Source organism: Nonomuraea sp. NPDC050790 (assembly GCF_044456745.1).
Lineage (GTDB): Bacteria > Actinomycetota > Actinomycetes > Streptosporangiales > Streptosporangiaceae > Nonomuraea.
In genome coordinates this window covers 301,170-321,944 of record NZ_JBITGF010000005.1, presented here as the reverse complement: position 1 = coordinate 321,944, position 20,775 = coordinate 301,170, and the positions used below count along the sequence as shown (strand labels likewise).

The window sequence follows — 20,775 nt, the reverse complement described above, 5'->3', positions numbered from 1 at the left end:
CCGCCCCGGGCGGGATGGCGGCCCGTCCGGGGTCAGCCCACGGGTTCCGGTACGGCCGGCGTCACGCTCTCCTCCCTGCGCAGCGGCGAGGGCCGCACGAACAGCACGCGTGCCGCCCACCCCGGCAGCCACCAGTTCCAGCGCCCCATCATGGCCACCGCCGCGGGCACCAGCACGGCCCGGATGAGCGTGGCGTCCAGGGCGATCCCCAGCGCGAGACCGCTGGCGAACACCTTCACGTCCAGCTCGGGCGTCATGGCCAGCACGGCGAAGGAGATGAACAGGATCAGCGCCGCGGAGGTTACGAGGCGGCCGGTCCGGCCCACGCCCTCCACGACCGCGTGCGCCGTGTTGCCGGACTTGTCGTACTCCTCCCGCATCCTGGCCAGGAGGAAGACCTCGTAGTCCATGCTCAGCCCGTACAGGAAGGCGAAGATGGTCAGTGGGACGAACTCCCCGATGGACCCGGTCGGCTGGATGTCCAGGATCTCGCGGGTGCCCCAGCCGTACTGCCAGATGAGCACCATCGCGCCGATCACCGCGCCCAGCGACAGCAGGTTGAGCAGGACCGCCTTCAGCGGCAGCAGCAGCGAGCGGAACGCGCGGGCCAGCATGACGAAGGTCACCAGCGCGATCATCGCGAACATCCACGGGAACGCGCCGTAGGTGTGCTCGCGGAAGTCCATGCTCTGCGCGGCGTTGCCGCCGACCAGCACGCCGTCGGGGACGGCGGCGCGCACGCGGGCGATGGTCGCCTCACCGGCGTCGGTGCCGTTCTCGGCCGTGGGCAGCACGGCCAGGACGGCGGTGCCCTCGCGGCGCCAGCCGGGCGTGTCGGGCGACAGCACCGCGGAGACGCCCTCCACCCCGGCGATCGTGGTGGCGGCCGCCGCGGGGTCGCCCTTCACCAGCACGTCGAACGGGGTGATGGAGCCCGTCGGCACACCTGCCTGCCGCAGGGCGGTCAGCCCCGCGTACCCGGAACCCGAGGTGCGCAGGTGCGAGCTCTCGGGCAGGCCGAGGTTGACGCCCAGGGCGGTGTAGCAGAGCGCGGCCAGCAGCCCGCCGGCCACGATCGCGGCCGGCCAGCGCCGCCGCACCACCGCGTGCGCCCACGCCGACCAGGCCCGTCCCGCCCGCGCCTCGCGGGCGAAGCGCACCTCGCCGCCCTTCTTGCGGTCCAGGCGCTGCCCGGTACGCGCGAGCAGGACCGGCAGCACGGTCAGCGTCGCCAGCACGCTCACCGCCGCGATGATCATCCCGGCGACCCCGAGGCTGCGCAGGAACGGCACCGGCAGCACCACCATGGTCACCAGCCCGATGGCCACGGCCACGCCGCTGAACAGCACCGCCCGCCCGGCCCCCGCCATGGCCCGGTGGACCGCCTCGTCGCCCCGGTGCCCGTTGGCCTGCTCCTCCCGCCAGCGCGCCACGATCAGCAACGAGTAGTCCACCGCGATGCCGAGCCCGAGCAGCGGCATCGTGGTCAGCGCCACGTCGTGCACGGTCATCACGAACGTCAGCAGCAGGATCACGATGAACGACACGAACACCGCCAGCACCGAGATCAGCACCGGCACCAGCGCCAGCGCCGAGCGGAAGACCAGCAGCAGCACGAGCACCGCCGCCAGCACGCCGATGCCGAGCTTCGTGGGCACGTCCACGCCGCCGGCGTCCACGCTGGGCGCCAGCGCGTCCAGGCCGGTCACCTCCACGCGGCTGCCGGGGGGCAGGTGCGGGCTCATCGCCGCCCTGATCACCGGGCCCTCGTCGGGCGTCTCGCCGAGGCCGCCGCCCGGTGGGCTGCCGTCGGAGTAGGTGCCGGGGTAGACCAGCCCGAAGGTGGTACGCCCGTCGGAGCCGACCAGCCTGGCGTCACCGGTACCGGCGAACGACACCACGCGCGACTGGGGCAGCGCGGCGGCCACGGCGTCGTACGCGCGGCCGAGCGCCTCCCGCTGACCGGTGGCGGCCGTGCCCTCGGGCAGCACCACGACCGGCACGAACGGCCGCTGGTAGCCGCCGTTGCCATAGATGCGGACGATCTCCTGGTTGGCGTCGAAGGCGGGCATGCCGGCGTGGGAGTACTCCTCCGACAGCCGCTGGATCGCGATCGGGGTGGCGCCCATGCCGACCAGGAAGGCAAGGACGGCCAGCAGCGTGACGAGGCCCTTGCGGCCGAGCACGAAGGCCGAGATTCTCTCCATGGAACCAGTCGAGCAGCGCCGCCGGTGGCCGTTCTGTGGGCGTTCTTAGGAAAGCATGTGAGTGCGGTTTCACAGAGATCTTTATGGGCTTTCACAGAACGGACGGGAAAGACTGGTCCCGTGAGCCGAATCCTGGTCGTCGACGACGAACCGTACCTGGCCGACCTGGTCTCCACCGCCCTGCGCTACGAGGGCTTCGAGACGCGGATCGCCGGCAGCGGGGCGTCCGCGGTGGCGCTGGCCCAGAGCTTCGACCCCGACCTGATCGTGCTGGACGTGCTGCTGCCCGACATCCTCGGCACCGAGGTCTGCCACCGGATCAGGACGGCGGGCTCCCAGGTGCCCATCGTCTTCCTCACCGCGCGCGACGCCACCGAGGACAAGATCACCGGACTGACCGTGGGCGGCGACGACTACGTCACCAAGCCGTTCAGCCTGGAGGAGCTGATCCTGCGCATCCACGCCGTGCTGCGCAGGACCAGCAGGGCCGCGCAGAGCGCCGCCAGGGTCGGGTTCGCCGACCTGGTCGTGGACGACGACACCTACGAGGTCTGGCGGGCCGGCCAGCGTATCGACCTGACGCCGACCGAGTTCAAGCTGCTGCGCTTCCTGGTCGCCAACGCCGGCAAGGTCATGTCCAAGCGCCAGATCCTCGACCACGTCTGGGACTACGACTTCGGCGGCAACGACGGCGTCGTGCAGACCTACATCAGCTACCTGCGCCGCAAGGTCGACGCCTTCGAGCCGCCGCTGATCCACACCATGCCGAGGATCGGCTACGTCCTGCGCCTGCCCAGGGAGGACCGATGACGCTGCGCACCCGGCTGGTGATCACCACCGTCGGGCTGGTCACGCTGGCGCTCGGACTGGTGGCGGGGGCCACGTTCGGCGCGCTGCAGGACTGGCGCGGCTCCGACGACAGCAGGCTGCTGGCCATGGCCACCCCCGAGGCGCTCGTGGCCGCCTCCGACGAGCTGACCTCGCGGGTGGCCTGGGTGCTGGCCGGTACCTCGGCGGCGGCGCTGGTCCTGCTGACGTTCCTGGCCGCCCACCTGATCCGCAAGGGCCTGCGCCCGCTGGACCGCATGGTCGAGGCCGCCGCCGACATCGGCGCCGGCGACCTGGAACGCCGCATCGAGGCCACCCGCCCGGTCGGCGAGGTGGGCCGGCTGGCCCACGCGCTCAACGCCATGCTCGGCCAGTTGGAGGGCGCCTTCCGCGAGCGCGAGTCCTCCGAGGAACGGCTGCGCCGGTTCGTCGCCGACGCCTCCCACGAACTGCGCACCCCGATCGCCACCATCCGCGGCTACGCCGAACTGTTCCGCCGCGGCGCCGACGGCCGTCCCGAGGACCTGGCGCGCGCCATGCACCGCATCGAGGCCGAGGCCGGGCGCATGGGCTCGATGGTGGACGAGATGCTGCTGCTGGCCCGCCTCGACCAGGGCCGTCCCCTCGAACGCACGCCCGTCGACCTGATGGCCCTGGCCGCCGACGCCGTCTCCGACGCGCACGCCATGGACCCCGGCCGGGTGATCGCCCTGGAGTGCGCCGCCCCCGTCACCGTCACCGGCGACCCGCTCAGGCTCCGCCAGGTCGTCGGCAACCTGCTCAAGAACGTCCTGGACCACACCCCGCCCGGCACCCCCGCCGTCGTCCGCCTCCTCCGCGAGGGCGGCCACGCCGTCCTGGAGGTCGCCGACGAGGGACCCGGGCTGAGCGCGGAGCAGACCGAGCGGGTCTTCGAGCGCTTCTGGCGCGGGGAGCACCGGCAGGCCGACGGGCGCAGGCTCGGCGGCTCCGGCCTGGGCCTGTCGATCGTGGCCGCCGTCGTCGCCTCCCACGGCGGCGAGGTGCGCGCCTCCACCCCTGGCACAGGCACCACCTTCACGGTACGGCTGCCGCTCTGAATCTCGGCCGTTCCGGTGCGGCCTCAGTTTCCGGCGCCGGAACGGCCATCGCGTTACCGGAGCCGGTGCCCTCACCCCTGCTGGTCCGCGGCGCCCCGCTGGTCCGCGACGCTCTGCTGATCCGCGACAGTCTGCTCGTCCGCGTCAGCCTGCTGGTCCGTGTCGCCCTGCTGGTCCGCGTCGCTCTGCTGGTCGGCGTTCTCGCCCTCGTCCTGCTTGTTCTGGCCGCCCTTGTCGTCGCCGTTGTCCGAGGGCTCCACCTCGCCGGGCTTGTCGTCGTCGCCCTTCTCCGTGGCTGAACGGGTGGGGGTGGGCTCCTTCTTCTTGGTCTGGGTGGGATCGGGCTCGGGGGCCTTCGTGGTGGCGTCCGGGGTGGGGCGGGTGGTGGTGCCCTGCCGTACCGGGGAGTCGGTGGGGGCGGAGGACGGCGGCTGATCGCCGGAAGGCGAGGAGCCCTTGGAGGGGGTGTCCTTGACCGCGGGCGTCACGCGCGACGGGGTCGCCACGTCGCGCTCGGACCACCACGCCACCCCGCCCGTCACCAGGCCCGCCGCCAGCACGAGCCCGACCAGCACGGCCACCCGCCCCGCCCGCCCCGACCCGCGCCCGCGCCCGCCACGCCCGTGCCTGCCGCCCCGGCCGCCGCCCCCCGCGCCCGGCCCGCCAGCCCCGGCCGCCACATCCAGGCCAGCGCCTCCCAAACCCGCGCCGTGCGCGCCCACACCCGCGCCGTGCGCCCCTGCGCCCGCGCCGTGCGCGCCCGCCCCCGCCCCCGCGCCGTGCGCGCCCGCGGCGGCCCCTCCGCCTGGGCCTGCGCCTGGGACTGCGCCGGGGGCGCCGATGCCTGGGGCTCCGGCGCCCGCGTCACCGCCTGGGGCTCCCGCGTCACCGGGGTTCGCGCGCCACAGGCCCGCGGCCCCCGCGCCCGCCGCGGCTCCCGCGCCCGCCACGCCCGCGGCGCCAGGACCGCCCCCGGCGGCCGGGGGTGCGGGGGGTCTCTCGATGATCGGGGTGATGGGGGCGGTGGGTTCGGGGGCCAGGCCGGTGGTGATGGCGTGCAGGTGGCGTTCGGTGTCCACGGCGGTCAGGCGGGTCGCGGGATCCTTGGCCAGCAGGCCCAGGATGACCGGGCCCAGCGGGCCCGCCTTGGACAGCGGGCCGGGCGGGTCGTGCATGACGGCGCCCAGCGTCGCCAGCGCGTGCGCGCGCTGGAACGGGGAGTGCCCCTCGACGGCCACGTACAGGGTGACGCCCAGGGACCAGAGGTCGGCGGCGGGGGAGGCGGTGCTGCCCGCGGCGCGTTCCGGGGCGATGAAGGCGGGGGTGCCGACCAGGACGCCGGTCCTGGTGAGGGAGGAGTCGTCCTCGGTGGTGGCGATGCCGAAGTCGGTCAGCACCGCCCGGCCGTCGTCGGTGAGCAGCACGTTGTCCGGTTTGACGTCACGGTGCAGGACGCCGGCCATGTGCGCCGCCTGCAACGCCTGGAGGAGCTGCTGGCCGATCTCCGCCGCGCGTACCGGCGAGAGCGGCCCGTCCTCGCGCACCATCTCGCCGAGCGTGCGCGAGGGGACGAACTGCATGACGATCCAGGGGTGCCCGTGCTCTTCCAGCACGTCGTAGACGGTGGCCACGCCCGGGTGGGCGACCCGGCCCGCGGCCCGCGCCTCGCGGAAGGTCCGGACGGTGAACACCTCGCGCTCGGGGCCGGTGAGGTCGGGCGGCGGCTGGATCTCCTTGACCGCCACGTCCCGGCCGAGCACCTCGTCATGGGCCTGCCAGACGGTGCCCATGCCACCCTTGCCGATGGTTCTGAGCAGACGGTATCGGCCGCCGACGATCCCCGCAGATTCGGACATGTGGGGCGCCTACCCGGTAATCAGCCTCACAAGCGCGGTGACGACCGCCGCCGAGGCCAGGACGGCCAGGAAGGGCGCGCGCAGCAGCAGCGCGACCACCGCGGCGCCCAGCCCCGCGGTCCTGGCCAGGTCGAAGTCCAGGCGGCCCTGCTCGGTGAACATCTGCACCGCGATCAGCGCGGCCAGCAGCGCCACGGGCACCAGTTCGGAGAAACGGTGCACGAGCGGGTGGTCCAGCACCTTGCGCGGCGCGGCCAGGCCCGCCAGCTTCAGCGCGTAGCAGCCCGCGCAGACGATCGCGATCGCCCACCACAGCGTCATCGGACCATCACCACCAGCACGGCCGCGGCCGCCAGCAGCACGGGCACGCCCGGCGGCAGGAACGGCGTGGCCGCCAGCGCGATCAGCGCCCCGGTCAGCGCGAGTACGCGCAGCTCGGAACGTTCCCGCAGCCTCGGCCACAGGATCGCCAGGAACGTCGCCGGGCCGACGACGTCCAGCCCCAGCATGCCCGGATCGCCCAGGAAGGACGTGCCGAGCGCGCCGGCGAGCGTGGTGAGGTTCCACATGACGTAGAGCGTGGCGAACGTGGTGGTGAACCCGGCCCTGGCCGCCGCCGGGTCCGGCTGGGCGAGGGCGACGGCGGTGCTCTCGTCGATGACGCCGTGGGCGGCGACCGCCCGGCGCGCGCCGCGTACCTGGAGGAGGTCGGCCAGGCGCAGGCCGTACAGGGTGTTGCGGGTGCCGAGCAGCAGGGCGCCGGCCGTGGCGGAGACCAGGTCGCCGCCCGCGCCCACGGCGCCGGTCAGCGCGAACTGCGAGGCGCCCGTGAACGTCAGCAGGCTCAGCACGCACGCCTGGGCCACGTCCAGTCCCGCGGTGACGGCCGCGGCTCCGAAGGCGACACCGGACAGGCCCACCGCCAGCCCGACGCCCAAACCGTCCCGGATCGCGGCGGAACGGGTTGTTGTCTGTTCCATACGGGTAAGGCTAGGAAGCTGGGGGTTCCTCGGTCTTGTACGTTCCTGCGGCCCGCCGGTACGCCGCCGGTGGCACGCCCACGATGCGCTTGAAGTGCCGGTTCAGGTGGGCCTGGTCGGTGAAGCCCACCTCGGCCGCCACCAGGGCCGGCGGGCTGCCCGTCTCCAGGAGGGAACGGGCCTGCCGTACCCGCAGCGAGGTGAGGTAGGCGTGCGGCGGCAGGCCCGTCGCCGCCTTGAACGCCCGCAGCAGCGGGAACGGCCGCGCGCCCACGGTCGCGGCGAGTTCCTCCAGCGTCGGCGGGTCGGCCATCCGCGCGGTCAGGACCTCCAGCGCCGCCGCCACCTCGCGACCGCCCGCGGGCGGGCCGCTCACGGCGGCGTGGTGCGGCGTCGAGTGCCGCGACATCAGCCGCGCGAAGAACGTCCGCATCAGCGTGGAGGCCGTCAGGTCGTCGCCGCGCTCGGCCGCCAGATGGGTGCGCGCCAGCAGCCCCGCCAGCGCCCGGTCGCGCACCACCTGCTCGGGGAAGAACGGCCGCGCGTACGGCAGGCCCAGCTCGGCCGCCACCTCCGCCATGGCCTCCACCGGCGGGTACAGCATCCGGTAGGCCCACCCGTCCGCCGTCCCCGCGTGGCCGTCGTGCACCGAGTCGGCGTTGACCAGCACGATCTCGCCCGCGCCCGCCCGGTGGCCGGCGCCGCGGTTCTGGAACTCCTCGACGCCGTCGACGATCAGCCCGATCGCGTACTCGGCGTGGGTGTGGCGGGTGAAGCGGTGGGTCACGTAGCGGGCTTTGAGCAGGTCGACCTCCGGCACCGCGGGGTGCCGCCAGAAGTTCGCCTGCTCCTTCACAACACCCGAAAATACTCCACGAAGGTGTTGAAGTAGTTCACGTGGGCCTTCCATCGGCTGTCGGGCAGCTCCCAGTAGACGGCGTAGGGGCGGCCGTCGGCGGCGCGGAAGCCGCGCGTGATGACGTGCACCTTCGTGCCGCCCTTGGCCCGGGTGAACTCCCAGTCGGCGGCCGGGCGGCCCAGGTAGGTCAGCCGCCTGATCGCGATCCGCCGGTAGTCGCGGAACTCCTCGCGCCGCAGGATGTCGCCCTCGACGTTCTTCCAATGCTGGACGGGGTCGCTCCAGATGTCGTCGGTCCACTCGACGATGAGCTGGCCGCCCGGGCCGGGGCCGGTCCAGGAGATGCTGTCGCGGTCCTGGCTCTTGGCGCCCTTCCAGTCCTTGGGCACGGCGAGGGAGAAGCGGCCGGCGCGGCTGGTGACACTGCGCCAGCCCTCCGGCAGCGTGGGGGTCGGCTTCGGGGTCGCGGTCGCGGTGGCGGTGGTCTGGGACGGTTTGGGGCTGGGCGTGGGGTTGGGCGCGGCGGCGCCGATCAGCCGGTCGGACAGCAGGATGCCGGCCGTGGCCAGGCCGCCCACGGCCACCAGCGCGGTGGAGGCGAGGATCCAGCGCGGGCGGCGCCTGGCGCGCGACTCGCCCGTGGGACCGGGCCCGTCACGGAAGGTGTCGTGGCGGCTGAGCTCGTGGCGGCTGTGCGCGTGGTGTCCGGGCTCGTGGTGCCCCGGCTCGTGGTGTCCGCGCTTGTGGCGGCCCGCCTCGTGGGGGGCGTGATCGTGCGGTACGGCGGCGCCGGGCGGCGGGGCCGTACCGGATGCGGCGCCGAGCAGCGCGGCGGCCTGGGCGGCGGGGATGCGGGCGGCCGGGTCGCGGCGCAGCAGGCCCTCGATGACCGGCGCGAGCGCGCCCGCCCGCCCCGTCGGGGCCGGCGGGTCACGCAGGACGGCGGCCACCGTGGCCGCCCACGAGTCGCCGCGGAAGGGCGCCCGGCCCTCGACCGCGGTGTACAGGGTCGCGCCCAGCGCCCACAGGTCGGACTCCGGCCCGGCGGGCAGGCCGTTGAGGCGCTCGGGCGGCATGTACGCGGGCGTGCCGACCAGGTTCCCCGTCGCGGTCAGCCCCTGTTCGGCCTCCAGCGTGGCGATGCCGAAGTCGGTCAGCACCACGCGGCCGTCGTCGGCCAGCAGCACGTTCTCCGGCTTCACGTCCCGGTGCAGGACGCCCGCCGCGTGCGCGGTGCGCAGCGCGTCCAGCAGCGCCGCGCCGATCGCGGCCACCCGGCCCGGCGGCAGCGGCCCGCCGTCGGCGACCACGCGGGCCAGCGAGCGCGAGCGCACGAGGTTCATGACGATCCAGGGCCGGCCGTCCTCCTCGACCACGTCGTAGACCACGACGACCGACGGGTGCTCCAGCCGTCCGGCGGCCCTGGCCTCGCGGATCGTGCGCCGGTTCAGCTCGTTGCGCTTGGCCTCGCCGACGCCGGAGTAGCGGACCTCCTTGACGGCCACGGGACGGTCGAGCAACTCGTCGTGGGCGCGCCACACCACGCCCATGCCGCCCTCGCCGATCGGCTCGATGAGGCGATAGCGGTTGCTGACCAGCCGTTCCACGCGGTGCAGCCTACTTGGCCGGCTTGAAGGTGGCGGCGAAGGTGTCGAAGAAGTGCAGGTCCTTCTTCCAGCGGCTGTTCAGGTTGTGCCAGTAGATGGAGTAGCCCATCCCGCCCTCGGTGACGAAGCCCCGGTTGCGCACCCTGGTCTTGCCGGTGTTGGTGTTCCAGGTGAACTCCCAGTCGGCCGCCGCCACCATGTAGTCGACCTTCTTGATGTGGATCTTCTCGTAGCCGCCGAAGCTGTTCTTGGCCGACTTCTCCTGCCGCTTCCAGTCGCCGACCGGGTCGTCGCCGGCCTTGTCGATCTGGTCGATGGCCACGAAGGCGTTGGAGCCGGCGCCGGGACCGCGGAAGAAGACCTGGCTGCCCTCGCGCTTGTACTCCTCCCAGCCCTTGGGCAGGGCCATGGAGAAGCCCGTCTTGTCCTTGTACATCTTCCAGCCGGCCGGCAGCACGCCCTCCGACTTGGTCTCCTCCGGGCTGGGGGAGGGCTCGGGCTGCTGCTCGGGCTCGCTCGCGTCGGGCGTGGAGGTCACGGCGGCCGTCTGCCGTACGCGGCCGGGGTCCTCGTCCTTGTCCGGCGCCGAGCGCAGGCCGAGGTAGCCGCCGATCCCGGCGACCAGGATCACGGCGGCGCCCGCCGCGATGAGCGGCAGGTAGCGGCGCCGGCGGCCGCCCTCGCCCGCGGGATGGGTGAGCTCGCCCTCCGGCGGCGGGGTCAGCTCCCAGGAGTCGGGGTCGTCGGCGTCGGAGGGCGGCTGCGCGGCGACCGCCGCCCGCTCCCTGGCCTCGCGCTCGCGTTCCCTGGCGGCCTCGCGCTCCCTGGCGCGTTCCTGCTCCCGCTCGCGCTCTCTGACACGTTCCTGTTCCCGCTCGCGTTCCCTGGCGCGCTCGCGTTCCGCCGCCTTCTCGCGCTCGCGGGCCCTTGCGCGCTCGCGCTCCAGCTCCCGCTTGCGGATCAGCTCGCGCTCGCGCTCGGCCGCGCGCGCCTGCTCGGCCGCCGCGCTCTCCAGGGCGGAGGAGTCGATGCGGGTCGGCCGGGCGATCTTGGTCCCGGTTTCGGGTACGGCCGCCGCCACCGGCTTGAGGTTGGGATCGGTGGGCATGTCGTCCACGGCCACCGCGGCCTCGGAGTGCGACTGCATGACGATCCGGCGCAGCATGCGCGCCGTCTCCTCGTACGTCAGCCGCTGCACCGGCTCCTTGACCAGCAGCCCGTCGATCACGGGTTTGAGCGGACCGGCGTTGTGGGAGGCGTCGGGCTCGTCGGTCAGCACCGCGTGCATGGTCGCCAGCGCCATGCCGCGCTCGTGCGGCGACCTGCCCTCCACCGCCGTGTACAGCGTGGCGCCCAGCGACCACAGGTCGGACTCGCGCCGCGCGGGCAGGCCCTTGAGCCGCTCGGGCGCGATGAACGCGGGCGTGCCGGCCAGGCCGGTCATGGTGAGCTGGGTCTCGGTCTCCAGCGTGGCGATGCCGAAGTCGGTCAGCACCACGCGGCCGTCGTCGGCCAGCAGGACGTTCTCCGGCTTGACGTCGCGGTGCAGGACGCCCGCCTCGTGCGCGCGGTGCAGCGCGTCCAGGACGGCCACGCCGATCTCGGCCACGCGGCCGGGCTGGAGCGGCCCATCCTGCTTGATCACCGCGCCCAGGGAGCGTGAGGGGACGAGCTGCATGACGATCCAGGGGCGGTCGTCCTCCTCGATCACGTCGTGCACGACGATCACGTTGGGGTGCTCGAACCTGGCCGCCGCCCTCGCCTCGCGCATGGTACGCCGGTTGAGCAACTGGACCTCGTCGCCCAGGGCGGCCGCGTAACGGACCTCCTTGACCGCGACCGTGCGATCGAGCAACTCGTCATGGGCCCGCCAGACGATCCCCATGCCGCCCTTGCCGATGGGCTCCTGCAGCTGGTAGCGGCCGGCGATGCGGCGACCACGCTGCGTACGATCCGACGTCAACGGCCTCAAACCCTCCTCTAGGCCAAGAAATACTCCCATAGCGGGGGATCAACGGCGACTCACGTAAGAGCCAGTCCGTTCTGCGGCAAGTAAGGTATGGCAGGTAGAGGGCAGATGTAATCTTTTCGACATCATTCATCGCCACATGTTCACGAAGTCGCCGGTCGACGGCGGTTGCGCTACCGGTGGGCGCGGCGGCGTACCGCGGTGATCTTCCAGCCGGCCGCGATCGCGGCGGCGAGCAGCGGCAGCAGGAAGAACGCCACCCGCTGGTCCTCGTCGGCGAACGGCATGAGCAGCACCACCAGCGCCAGGAACGCCAGCGTCGCCCAGTTCGTGTACGGCGAGCCCGGCATCCTGAACGACGAGACGTGCCCACGCGCGCGCAGCCGGAGCTGGCAGTAGACCAGCGTGCCCCAGGTGGTGATCACCCCGAGCGAGGCCACGGCGGTGGCGATGTTGAACGCCCGCTCGGGCACGAAGTAGAACAACGCCACCCCGGCCAGGAAGACCGCGGCGGTCATCATGATGCCGCCGATGGGGACGTGCCGCCCGCTCAGCCGCGCGGCGAAGGCGGGCGCCTCGCCCTTGGTCGCCATCGAGCGCAGGATGCGGCCCGTGGAGTACAGGCCGGAGTTGCACGACGACATCGCGGCGGTGATCACGATGAGGTTCATGGCGTCGGCCGCCCACGGCACGCCGAGGCTGGCGAAGAACGTGACGAACGGGGAGGCGCCGGCGCTGTAGGCGGTCCAGGGCAGCACCATCGCCAGCAGGATCACCGAGCCGACGTAGAAGACCGCGATGCGCCAGATGACGCCGTTGATGGCCTTGGGCATGACCTGGCGGGGGTTGGCGGTCTCGCCGGCCGTGATGCCGACCAGCTCGATCGAGGCGTAGGCGAAGACCACGGCCTGCAGGCTCATCAGCACGACGCCGAAGCCGTTGGGGAAGAAGCCGTCGTGCGCGACCAGGTTGGCCGGGGTGGCCTGGCCCACCGAGAACACCACCGCGCACAGGCCCACGATCAGGAAGGTGACGATCGCCAGCACCTTCAGCAGCGCGAACCAGAACTCCAGCTCGCCGAACAGCCGCACCGACAGCAGGTTGACCACGAGCACCAGGCCCAGGGCCAGCAGCGCGGTGATCCAGGTGGGGAAGTGGGGCGCCCAGCGGTGGACGTAGGTGGCGATCGCGGTCAGCTCGGCGATGCCGGTGAAGGCCCAGTTGATCCAGTACATCCAGCCGCTGGCGAAGGCGGCCCACGGGCCGACGAACTCGTTGGCGTACTCGACGAACGAGCCCGACGTGGGCCGGTAGAGCACCAGCTCGCCCAGCGCCCGCATGACGAAGAAGGCCGCGAGGCCCGCCGCCGCGTAGGACAGCACCAGCGCGGGCCCCGCGGCGGCCAGCTTGCCGCCCGCGCCCAGGAAGAGGCCGACCCCGATCGCGCCGCCGATCGCGATCATCTGGACGTGCCGGTTGCCCAGCGCGTGGGTGTAGCCTTCGTCCGTCTGCACCGTGTGAGCCCTTCGTCGCTTTCCGTAAGGGCGACGATATCCACGCAGGTGTCCGCGACGCGGGGGACGCGCCGATCGGTCCGCCTTCGCGGCGGGCGCCGAACTGTCGGCGCGGACCACTAGAGTCGGAGCGCACACCACGTCCGTCCGGGAGGCGCCGCTCCATGTCGTCCAGCGACTCGTTCGTCCATCTGCACGTGCACACCGAATACTCCATGCTCGACGGGGCCGCGCGCCTCAAGCAGATGTTCAAACAGGTCGGCGAGCTGGGCATGCCCGCGATCGCCATCACCGACCACGGGAACATGCACGGCGCCTACGACTTCTACAAGCAGGCCACCGCGGCGGGGGTGAAGCCGGTCATCGGGATCGAGGCGTACGTCGCCCCCGAGATGCGGCAGAACAAGAAGCCCGTGCTGTGGGGCGAGCCGCACCAGAAGAAGGACGACGTCTCCGCCGGCGGCTACTACACCCACATGACGATCTGGGCGCGCAACAGGGCCGGCCTGCACAACCTGATGCGGCTGTCCTCGCGCGCCTACACCGAGGGCTTCCACCGCAAGTGGGCCCGCATGGACGCGGAGATCCTGGCCGAGCACGCCGAGGGCCTCATGGCCACGACCGGCTGTCCTTCCGGCGAGGTGCAGACCAGGCTCAGGCTCGGGCAGTACGACGAGGCCGTGAAGGCGGCGGCCAAGTTCCAGGAGATCTTCGGCAAGGAGCACTACTTCCTGGAGATCATGGACCACGGCCTGGAGATCGAGCGCCGCGTGCGCGACGGCCTCACCAGGATCAGCAAAGAGCTGAACATCCCGCCGCTGGTGACCAACGACTCCCACTACACCTACGAGTCCGACGCCGCCTCCCACGACGCCCTGCTGTGCATCCAGACCGGCAAGCAGCTCTCCGACCCCGACCGCTTCCGCTTCGACGGCTCCGGCTACTACATCAAGTCCGCCGACGAGATGCGCGCGGTCGACTCCTCCGACCTGTGGGCCGAGGGCTGCCGCAACACGCTGCTGGTGGCCGAGAAGGTCGACGCCACCGGGTTCTTCGAGCACAAGAACCTCATGCCGACCTTCCCCGTCCCCGAGGGCATGACCGAGGAGCAGTTCTTCCGCCAGGAGGTCTGGAAGGGCCTGGAGCGCCGCTTCCCCGACGGCGTGGACGAGGAGCACCGCGCCTGGGCCGAGAACGAGCTGGGCGTCATCATCCAGATGGGCTTCCCGAGCTACTTCCTCGTGGTCGCCGACTTCATCATGTGGGCCAAGAACAACGGCATCCGCGTGGGGCCGGGACGAGGCTCCGCCGCGGGCTCCCTGGTCGCCTACGCCCTGGGCATCACCGACCTCGACCCGATCCCCCACGGCCTGATCTTCGAGCGCTTCCTCAATCCGGAGCGCGTGTCCATGCCCGACGTCGACATCGACTTCGACGAGCGCAGGCGCGCCGACGTGATCCGCTACGTCACCGAGAAGTGGGGCGCCGACAAGGTCGCCATGATCGCCACCTTCGGCACCATCAAGGCGAAGGCCGCCATCAAGGACGCCGGCCGCGTCCTGGGCTACCCCTACGCGCTGGGCGACCGGGTCTCCAAGGCCTTCCCGCCCGCGGTCATGGGCAAGGACATCCCGCTGTCGGGCATCTTCGACAAGGACCACCCGCGCTACGCCGAGGCCGGCGAACTGCGCAAGCTCTACGACGAGGACGTCGACGTCAAGGCGACGATGGACCTGGGCAAGGGCCTGGAGGGCCTGATCAGGCAGACCGGCGTGCACGCCGCCGGTGTCATCATGTCCTCCGAGGTCCTCACCGACTACATCCCGATCATGCGCCGCGACTCCGACGGCGCGATCATCACGCAGTTCGACTACCCGACCTGCGAGACGCTCGGCCTGCTGAAGATGGACTTCCTGGGCCTGCGCAACCTGACGATCATCGACGACTGCCTCAAGGCCATCGAGTCGACCACCGGCGAGACGATCGAGCTGCTCGACCTGCCGCTCGACGACGTCAAGACCTACGAGCTGCTGGCCCGCGGCGACACCCTCGGCATCTTCCAGCTCGACGGCGGCGGCATGCGCTCGCTGCTGCGCCTGATGCGCCCCGACAACTTCGAGGACATCTCCGCCGCCCTCGCGCTCTACCGGCCCGGCCCGATGGGCGCCAACTCCCACACCAACTACGCGCTGCGCAAGAACGGCCAGCAGGAGATCTCCCCGATCCACGAGGCGCTCGAAGAGCCGCTGCGCGACATCCTCGACACGACCCACGGCCTGATCGTCTATCAGGAGCAGGTCATGGCGATCGCGCAGAAGGTCGCCGGCTACTCGCTGGGCGGCGCCGACCTGCTGCGGCGCGCGATGGGCAAGAAGAAGAAGTCCGAGCTGGACAAGCAGTACGAGTTCTTCGAAAAGGGCATGAAGGACAACGGCTACCCGGCCGCCGCCATCAAGGCCCTGTGGGACATCCTGCTGCCCTTCTCCGACTACGCCTTCAACAAGGCCCACACCGCCGGCTACGGCCTGGTCTCCTACTGGACCGCCTACCTCAAGGCCAACTACCCGGCCGCGTACATGGCCGCGCTGCTCACCTCGGTCAAGGACGACAAGGACAAGTCGGCGCTCTACCTCAACGAGTGCCGCCGCATGGGCATCAAGGTCTTCCCGCCGGACGTCAACGACTCCGACTTCGACTTCACCCCGCGCGGCACCGACATCCGCTTCGGCCTGTCGGCGATCCGCAACGTCGGCGGCAACGTGGTCGACGGGATCATCTCCGCGCGCAAGGAGAAGGGGCGCTTCGCCGACTTCAAGGAGTTCCTGCGCAAGGTCCCGGCGATCGTCTGCAACAAGCGCGTCATCGAGTCGCTGATCAAGGCGGGCGCCTTCGACTCGCTCGGGCACGTCCGCAAGGGCCTGGTCATGGTGCACGAGCAGGCCGTGGACGCGATCATCGACATCAAGAAGAACGAGGCCATCGGCCAGGACTCCCTGTTCGGCGCGATCGAGGGCGGCGAGGACCAGACCTTCGACGTGCAGATCCCGGTGGGGGAGTGGGACAAGAACACCCTGCTGCAGTTCGAGCGGGAGATGCTGGGCCTGTACGTCTCCGACCACCCGCTGTTCGGCGTCGAGCACATCCTGGCCTCCGGCGCCGACTGCTCGATCGCGGCGCTGCAGGACGAGAGCCGGGCCGACGGCCAGGTCGTCACCGTGGGCGGCATCCTGTCGGGGGTGCAGCGCAAGGTCACCAAGAAGGGCGACACCTGGGTCCTGACCCAGTTGGAGGACCTCGAAGGCGCCATCGAGGTCATGATCTTCCCCTCGGCGTACCAGCTCTGCTCGACGATCCTGGCCGAGGACGCGATCGTCTTCGTCAAGGGCCGCATCGACAAGCGCGAGGACGTCGCGAAGATCATCGCGATGGAGGTGACCGCGCCCGACCTGACCCAGGAGGCGGGCGGGCCGCTGACGGTCAGCCTGCCGCTGGGCCGCTGCACGCCGCCGGTCGTCTCCCGGCTCAAGGAGATCCTGACCACCCACCCCGGCACCTCCGAGGTGCACCTGCAGGTGCACAACGGGCCGAAGACGACGGTCCTGCGGGTCGAGGACCGGCTGCGCGTCACGCCGTCGCCGGCGTTGATGGGCGATCTGAAGCAGTTGCTCGGCCCGGCCTGCCTCGGAGGTTAAGAAACCTTCCTAACTAACTTGACACGCGCGTTGCCGCTTGCCACGATCGCCGGTAAGTGGCTCGGCGCGGCCCTGTGACGGGGTGACGCGCTCGGCGTGGAAACCACCCGCCGTCCCGGCTGCTCAACGGATCATGCCCAGATCTCGCCCCCAGGAGATTCGCCATGTCCAGAGCACGCTGGTCTCTGCTCTCCGTCCTCGTCCTGATGGCTGGGCTGTTAACCCCGGCCACCGCCTCCACCGCCTCCACCACGTCGTCCGCCGTCGTCGAGACCCTGCTGTCGCAGGGCAAGCCCGCCGCGTCCTCCTCGAAGGAGGGCACCTCCTACAGTTCGGGCAAGGCCGTCGACGGCAACTTCACCTCTACCCGCTGGGCCTCCCTGGAAGGCAGCGATCCCCAGTGGATCCGCGTCGACCTGGGCAGCGTCCAGCAGATCTCGCGGGTCAAGCTGTTCTGGGAGGTGGCCTACGGGCGGGCGTACCAGATCCAGGTCTCGCCCGACGCCGCCACCTGGAGCACCGTCTACTCCACCACCTCGGGCGACGGCGGCCTCGACGACCTGACCCTCACCGCCTCCGGCCGCTACGTGCGCATGTACGGCACCGCCCGCGGCACCTCCTACGGCTACTCGTTGTGGGAGATGCAGGTGTTCGGCGGCACCCCCGACCCCGGCGGCCCCTCCTTCACCGTCGCCGCCGCCGGCGACATCGCCGAGCAGTGCACCTCCGGCTCCTCCTGCGTCCACCCCAAGACCGCCGCCCTGGTCGAGTCGCTGAACCCCGAGTTCGTCATCACCATGGGCGACAACCAGTACGACGACGCCCTGCTGTCGGACTTCCGGAACTACTACGACAAGACGTGGGGCCGGTTCAAGTCCAAGACGCGCCCCTCGCCGGGCAACCACGAGACCTACGACCCGGCGGGCCCGCTGGCCGGCTACAAGTCGTACTTCGGGTCCATCGCCTACCCGCAGGGCAAGCCGTACTACAGCTACGACCGGGGCGAATGGCACTTCATCGCCCTCGACTCCAACTCCTTCGACGACCAGGCCCAGCTTGACTGGCTCAGCGCGGACCTGGCCGCCAACGGCAAGCGGTGCGTGGCGGCGTACTGGCACCACCCGCTGTTCAGCTCGGGTGAGCACGGCAACGACCCGGTGAGCCGCCCGGTCTGGCAGCGGCTGTACGCGGCCCGCGCCGACCTCGTCCTCAACGGGCACGACCACCACTACGAGCGCTTCGGCCCGCAGACCCCGACCGCGCAGGCCGACCCCAACGGGATCGTCGAGATCCTCGGCGGGATGGGCGGGGCCTCGCCGTACAACATCGAGAACGTGCAGCCGAACAGCCAGAAGCGGATCACCGGCACCTTCGGCGTCGTGAAGCTGACCTTCACCGACACCACGTTCGCCTGGCAACTCGTGGGCGTCGACGGTGCGGTCAAGGACACGAGCCCGACCTACACCTGCCACTAGATGTACGTGTCGATACGCGGCACCACGCTCACCCGCGCCGTGCCCGCCAATGTGGTGGCGCTCGGCGCGGTGAGCCTGGTGACCGACATCTCCTCAGAAATGATCACAGCGGTGCTGCCGCTGTACCTCGTCGGCACGCTCGGGCTCAGCCTCGTGCAGTTCGGCGTCCTCGACGGCCTCTACTTCGGCGTCACCGCCGCCGTGCGCCTGGCCGGCGGCCACGCCGCCGACCGCTGGCGGCGGCGCAAGCTGGTCGCGGGCCTCGGCTACGGCCTGTCCGCGGTGGCCAAGGTGGGCCTGCTCGCCGCCGGTTCGTCGGTGGCGGCGCTGGGCGCGGTCATCGCCGCCGACCGCACCGGCAAGGGCCTGCGCACCGCGCCGAGGGACGCGCTGATCACGCTGAGCGCGCCGCCGGAGGGGCTCGGCTCGGCCTTCGGCGTCCACCGCGCGATGGACACGGCCGGCGCCTTCCTCGGGCCGCTGGCCGCCTTCGGCGTGCTCGCGGCCACCGGGGGCGCGCACGACGCCGTGTTCGTGACCAGCTTCTGCGTCGCGGTGCTCGGGGTCGTCCTGCTCGCCGCCCTGGTGCGCGACCGGCGCGGCCCGCTCGCCCCGCGCCCTTCGCTGCGGGCGGCGGTGCTGCGCGACCGCGCGTTCCTGCGGGTCTGCGCGGCCGCGTGCCTGCTCGGGCTGGTGACGGTGAGCGATGCGTTCGTCTACCTCATGCTGCAGAGCCGCCTCGGGTTCGCGCCCGAGCTGTTCCCGCTGTTGCCTTTGGGGACGGCTGGGGTCTATCTGCTGCTGGCCGTACCGTTTGGGCGGCTTTCTGACCGGTACGGCAGGGCCGCGGTGTTCCTGGGCGGGCATCTGGCCCTGCTGGGGGCGTACCTGGTGCTGATGGGGCCGGGCTGGCTCGTGCCGGTGCTGGTGCTGCACGGGGCGTTCTACGCGGCGACGGACGGGGTGCTGATGGCGCTGGCCGGGCCGATGCTGCCGGAGGGACTGCGCACCAGCGGCCTGGCGGTGCTGCAGACCGGGCAGGCGGCGGCGCGGATGGTGTCCTCGATCGCCTTCGGGGTGCTCTGGACGGGTCTGGGCGCGGGGCAGGGATTGCTGGTGATGTCGGCGGGACTGGTGGTATCGGTCATCGTGGCGTGGAGGGTGCTGTGAGTTTCCGGCGTGCTGGCGCGGTCGTCCTGGCGGTGGTGGTGCTGGCGGGAGTGGCCGTCGGATACGCGAGCTGGGCGGCGGCCAAGAAGGAGGGGCCGGCGGCGTCGGCCGTGGATCCCGGGAAGGCGGGCCAGTTGCTGGTGCGCAGTTCCGGGCGGATCGCGGCCGTGCCGCTCGCCGACCCCGGGGCCGTGCCCGCCGTGAGCGCGACCTCCTGCGACCGCAACTACACCGCCGCCGGCACGACCCTCTGCCTGCTCACCCGCCCCGGCGCCCCGCCGACCACGGACGCGGTCGTCCTCGACCGCTCGATGCGCGAGGTCCGCAGGGTACGGCTGGCCGGCATCCCCAGCCGGGCCCGCGTCTCGGCCAGCGGGCGGATGGCGTCCTGGACGGTGTTCGTGACCGGCGACTCCTACAACAGCGGCGGCTTCTCCACCTGGAGCGGCATCCTGGACACCAGGACCGGCTACGTGATCACCAACATCGAGGAGATCCCGCTGCGCATCGACGGCCGCCGCTACTTCTCCGCCGACGTCAACTACTGGGGCATCACGTTCGCCGCCGACGACTCCCGCTTCTACGCCACCCTGTCCACGAAGGGCCGCACGTACCTGGTGGAGGGCGACTTCACGAACTGGCGCGCGCGCACGATCCGCTCGAACGCCGAATGCCCGTCCCTGTCCCCGGACGGCGCCACCCTGGTCTACAAGAAACGCGTCAAACCGGGCCCGTGGCGCCTGCACTCCCTCGACCTGGCCACCGGCCGCGAAACCCCGCTGGCCGAGACCGCCTCCATCGACGACCAGGCGGCGTGGCTGGACTCCCGGACCGTGATGTACGCCAAGGGCAATGACCTCTGGTCCGTCCCCGCCGACGGCACCGGCACCCCCCACCTCCTCACCCGCAACGCCTCCTCTCCCTCCACCCCCCACTAACCACCCACCCCCGCCCTCCACATCCCGGCGCCGGCCGACACCCTCCTCCGCCCCAACACATCCACCCCTGCCCGGCCCGCCCAACATACCGGCGCCGGCCGACACCCCGCTCTGTCCCAACACATCCACCCCTGCCCGGCCCGCCCAACACCCCGGCGCGGGCCCACACCCCAGCTCGCGCGCCACGTCTCAGGGACGCGGGCACCACTCTCCGGGCTGGGGGCTCGCGCGTGTGCACCGTCGTGCCGTGACCTTGCCCGGCCAAGTCCAGAGGCGGCTCCGCGTGGCCCCGCCCGCAGGTGGCGGCGGATCGTCGGCATGGCCAGCGGGCTCACCGGTGCGTCGGGCCGGGCGCTAGTGGGGGTGCGTGGACCGGGCGTGTCGGGCTTGTGTGCTGGGCCTGGGCCGCGGGGGCGGGTGCCACGGCCGGGGAGTGGTGGGCGCCGCCGCGCGGAGACGGGCGTGCCGGGCTTGGCGTGCTGGGCCCGCGGCTTGGGGTGCCGGGCTGGGGGAGTGGGTGCTGGGGGCGGGGTGGGGTGGAGGTCAGGTGGGGGTGTCTTACAGGTGGGCGCGTAAAGCGGGGGTTAGCGTAATTTCCGTA

Annotated in this window: 14 protein-coding genes; 6 read left to right on the top strand and 8 right to left on the bottom strand. The window is 71.9% G+C overall.

All coding sequences use genetic code 11. The features are described from left to right. Positions 1 to 32: 32 nt before the first annotated feature. Positions 33 to 2,207 (bottom strand): MMPL family transporter, encoded by a 2,175-nt coding sequence (locus tag ACIBEJ_RS26735; RefSeq protein ID WP_397185559.1) that lies wholly within the window; start codon positions 2,205 to 2,207, stop codon positions 33 to 35. A 120-nt stretch (positions 2,208 to 2,327) separates the two neighbouring features. On the opposite strand from ACIBEJ_RS26735, the gene ACIBEJ_RS26730 reads away from it, so the two are divergent. Together ACIBEJ_RS26730 and ACIBEJ_RS26725 are read left to right on the top strand one after the other, a co-directional pair. Beyond that, entirely contained in the window at positions 2,328 to 3,017 is a 690-nt protein-coding gene (locus ACIBEJ_RS26730; RefSeq protein WP_397185558.1) for a response regulator transcription factor, read from the top strand. Further along, positions 3,014 to 4,114, top strand: a complete 1,101-nt coding sequence (locus ACIBEJ_RS26725) for a sensor histidine kinase (RefSeq protein WP_397185557.1) — start codon at positions 3,014 to 3,016, stop codon at positions 4,112 to 4,114. Before ACIBEJ_RS26730 ends, ACIBEJ_RS26725 begins: the two co-directional genes overlap by 4 nt. A 71-nt stretch (positions 4,115 to 4,185) precedes the next feature. Here ACIBEJ_RS26725 and ACIBEJ_RS26720 read toward each other — a convergent pair whose 3' ends face one another. The 7 genes from ACIBEJ_RS26720 to ACIBEJ_RS26690 form a co-directional block, all read right to left on the bottom strand. Continuing rightward, positions 4,186 to 5,970 (bottom strand): protein kinase, encoded by a 1,785-nt coding sequence (locus tag ACIBEJ_RS26720; RefSeq protein WP_397185556.1) that lies wholly within the window; start codon positions 5,968 to 5,970, stop codon positions 4,186 to 4,188. Positions 5,971 to 5,979: 9 nt separating this feature from the next. After that, positions 5,980 to 6,291 carry an AzlD domain-containing protein gene (locus tag ACIBEJ_RS26715; RefSeq protein WP_397185555.1) on the bottom strand — a complete coding sequence of 104 codons (312 nt, stop codon included), beginning with the start codon at positions 6,289 to 6,291 and terminating at the stop codon, positions 5,980 to 5,982. Next, the gene (locus tag ACIBEJ_RS26710; protein WP_397185554.1) at positions 6,288 to 6,950 is read right to left on the bottom strand and encodes an AzlC family ABC transporter permease; all 663 of its coding nucleotides are present in this window, start codon (positions 6,948 to 6,950) and stop codon (positions 6,288 to 6,290) included. Before ACIBEJ_RS26710 ends, ACIBEJ_RS26715 begins: the two co-directional genes overlap by 4 nt. A 10-nt stretch (positions 6,951 to 6,960) precedes the next feature. Next, complete coding sequence (locus ACIBEJ_RS26705) at positions 6,961 to 7,806, bottom strand: AraC family ligand binding domain-containing protein (RefSeq protein WP_397185553.1); 846 nt, start codon at positions 7,804 to 7,806, stop codon at positions 6,961 to 6,963. Further along, positions 7,803 to 9,416, bottom strand: a complete 1,614-nt coding sequence (locus ACIBEJ_RS26700) for a serine/threonine-protein kinase (protein ID WP_397185552.1) — start codon at positions 9,414 to 9,416, stop codon at positions 7,803 to 7,805. The genes ACIBEJ_RS26705 and ACIBEJ_RS26700 overlap by 4 nt, the downstream gene beginning before the upstream one ends. 10 nt (positions 9,417 to 9,426) lie before the next feature. Beyond that, complete coding sequence (locus ACIBEJ_RS26695) at positions 9,427 to 11,379, bottom strand: serine/threonine-protein kinase (protein WP_397185551.1); 1,953 nt, start codon at positions 11,377 to 11,379, stop codon at positions 9,427 to 9,429. A gap of 179 nt (positions 11,380 to 11,558) precedes the next feature. Beyond that, positions 11,559 to 12,899 (bottom strand): amino acid permease, encoded by a 1,341-nt coding sequence (locus ACIBEJ_RS26690; protein WP_397185550.1) that lies wholly within the window; start codon positions 12,897 to 12,899, stop codon positions 11,559 to 11,561. A gap of 164 nt (positions 12,900 to 13,063) precedes the next feature. Here ACIBEJ_RS26690 and dnaE point away from each other — a divergent pair, with 164 nt between their 5' ends. The 4 genes from dnaE to ACIBEJ_RS26670 all read left to right on the top strand — a co-directional run bounded on the left by dnaE (position 13,064) and on the right by ACIBEJ_RS26670 (position 20,174). After that, positions 13,064 to 16,591 (top strand): DNA polymerase III subunit alpha, encoded by a 3,528-nt coding sequence (dnaE, locus tag ACIBEJ_RS26685; protein ID WP_397185549.1) that lies wholly within the window; start codon positions 13,064 to 13,066, stop codon positions 16,589 to 16,591. A 164-nt stretch (positions 16,592 to 16,755) separates the two neighbouring features. Further along, complete coding sequence (locus ACIBEJ_RS26680) at positions 16,756 to 18,066, top strand: discoidin domain-containing protein (RefSeq protein WP_397185548.1); 1,311 nt, start codon at positions 16,756 to 16,758, stop codon at positions 18,064 to 18,066. After that, entirely contained in the window at positions 18,067 to 19,236 is a 1,170-nt protein-coding gene (locus ACIBEJ_RS26675) for an MFS transporter (RefSeq protein ID WP_397185547.1), read from the top strand. Beyond that, positions 19,233 to 20,174, top strand: coding sequence for a TolB family protein (locus ACIBEJ_RS26670; RefSeq protein ID WP_397185546.1), 942 nt, complete (start codon positions 19,233 to 19,235; stop codon positions 20,172 to 20,174). The genes ACIBEJ_RS26675 and ACIBEJ_RS26670 overlap by 4 nt, the downstream gene beginning before the upstream one ends. Positions 20,175 to 20,775: the final 601 nt, after the last annotated feature.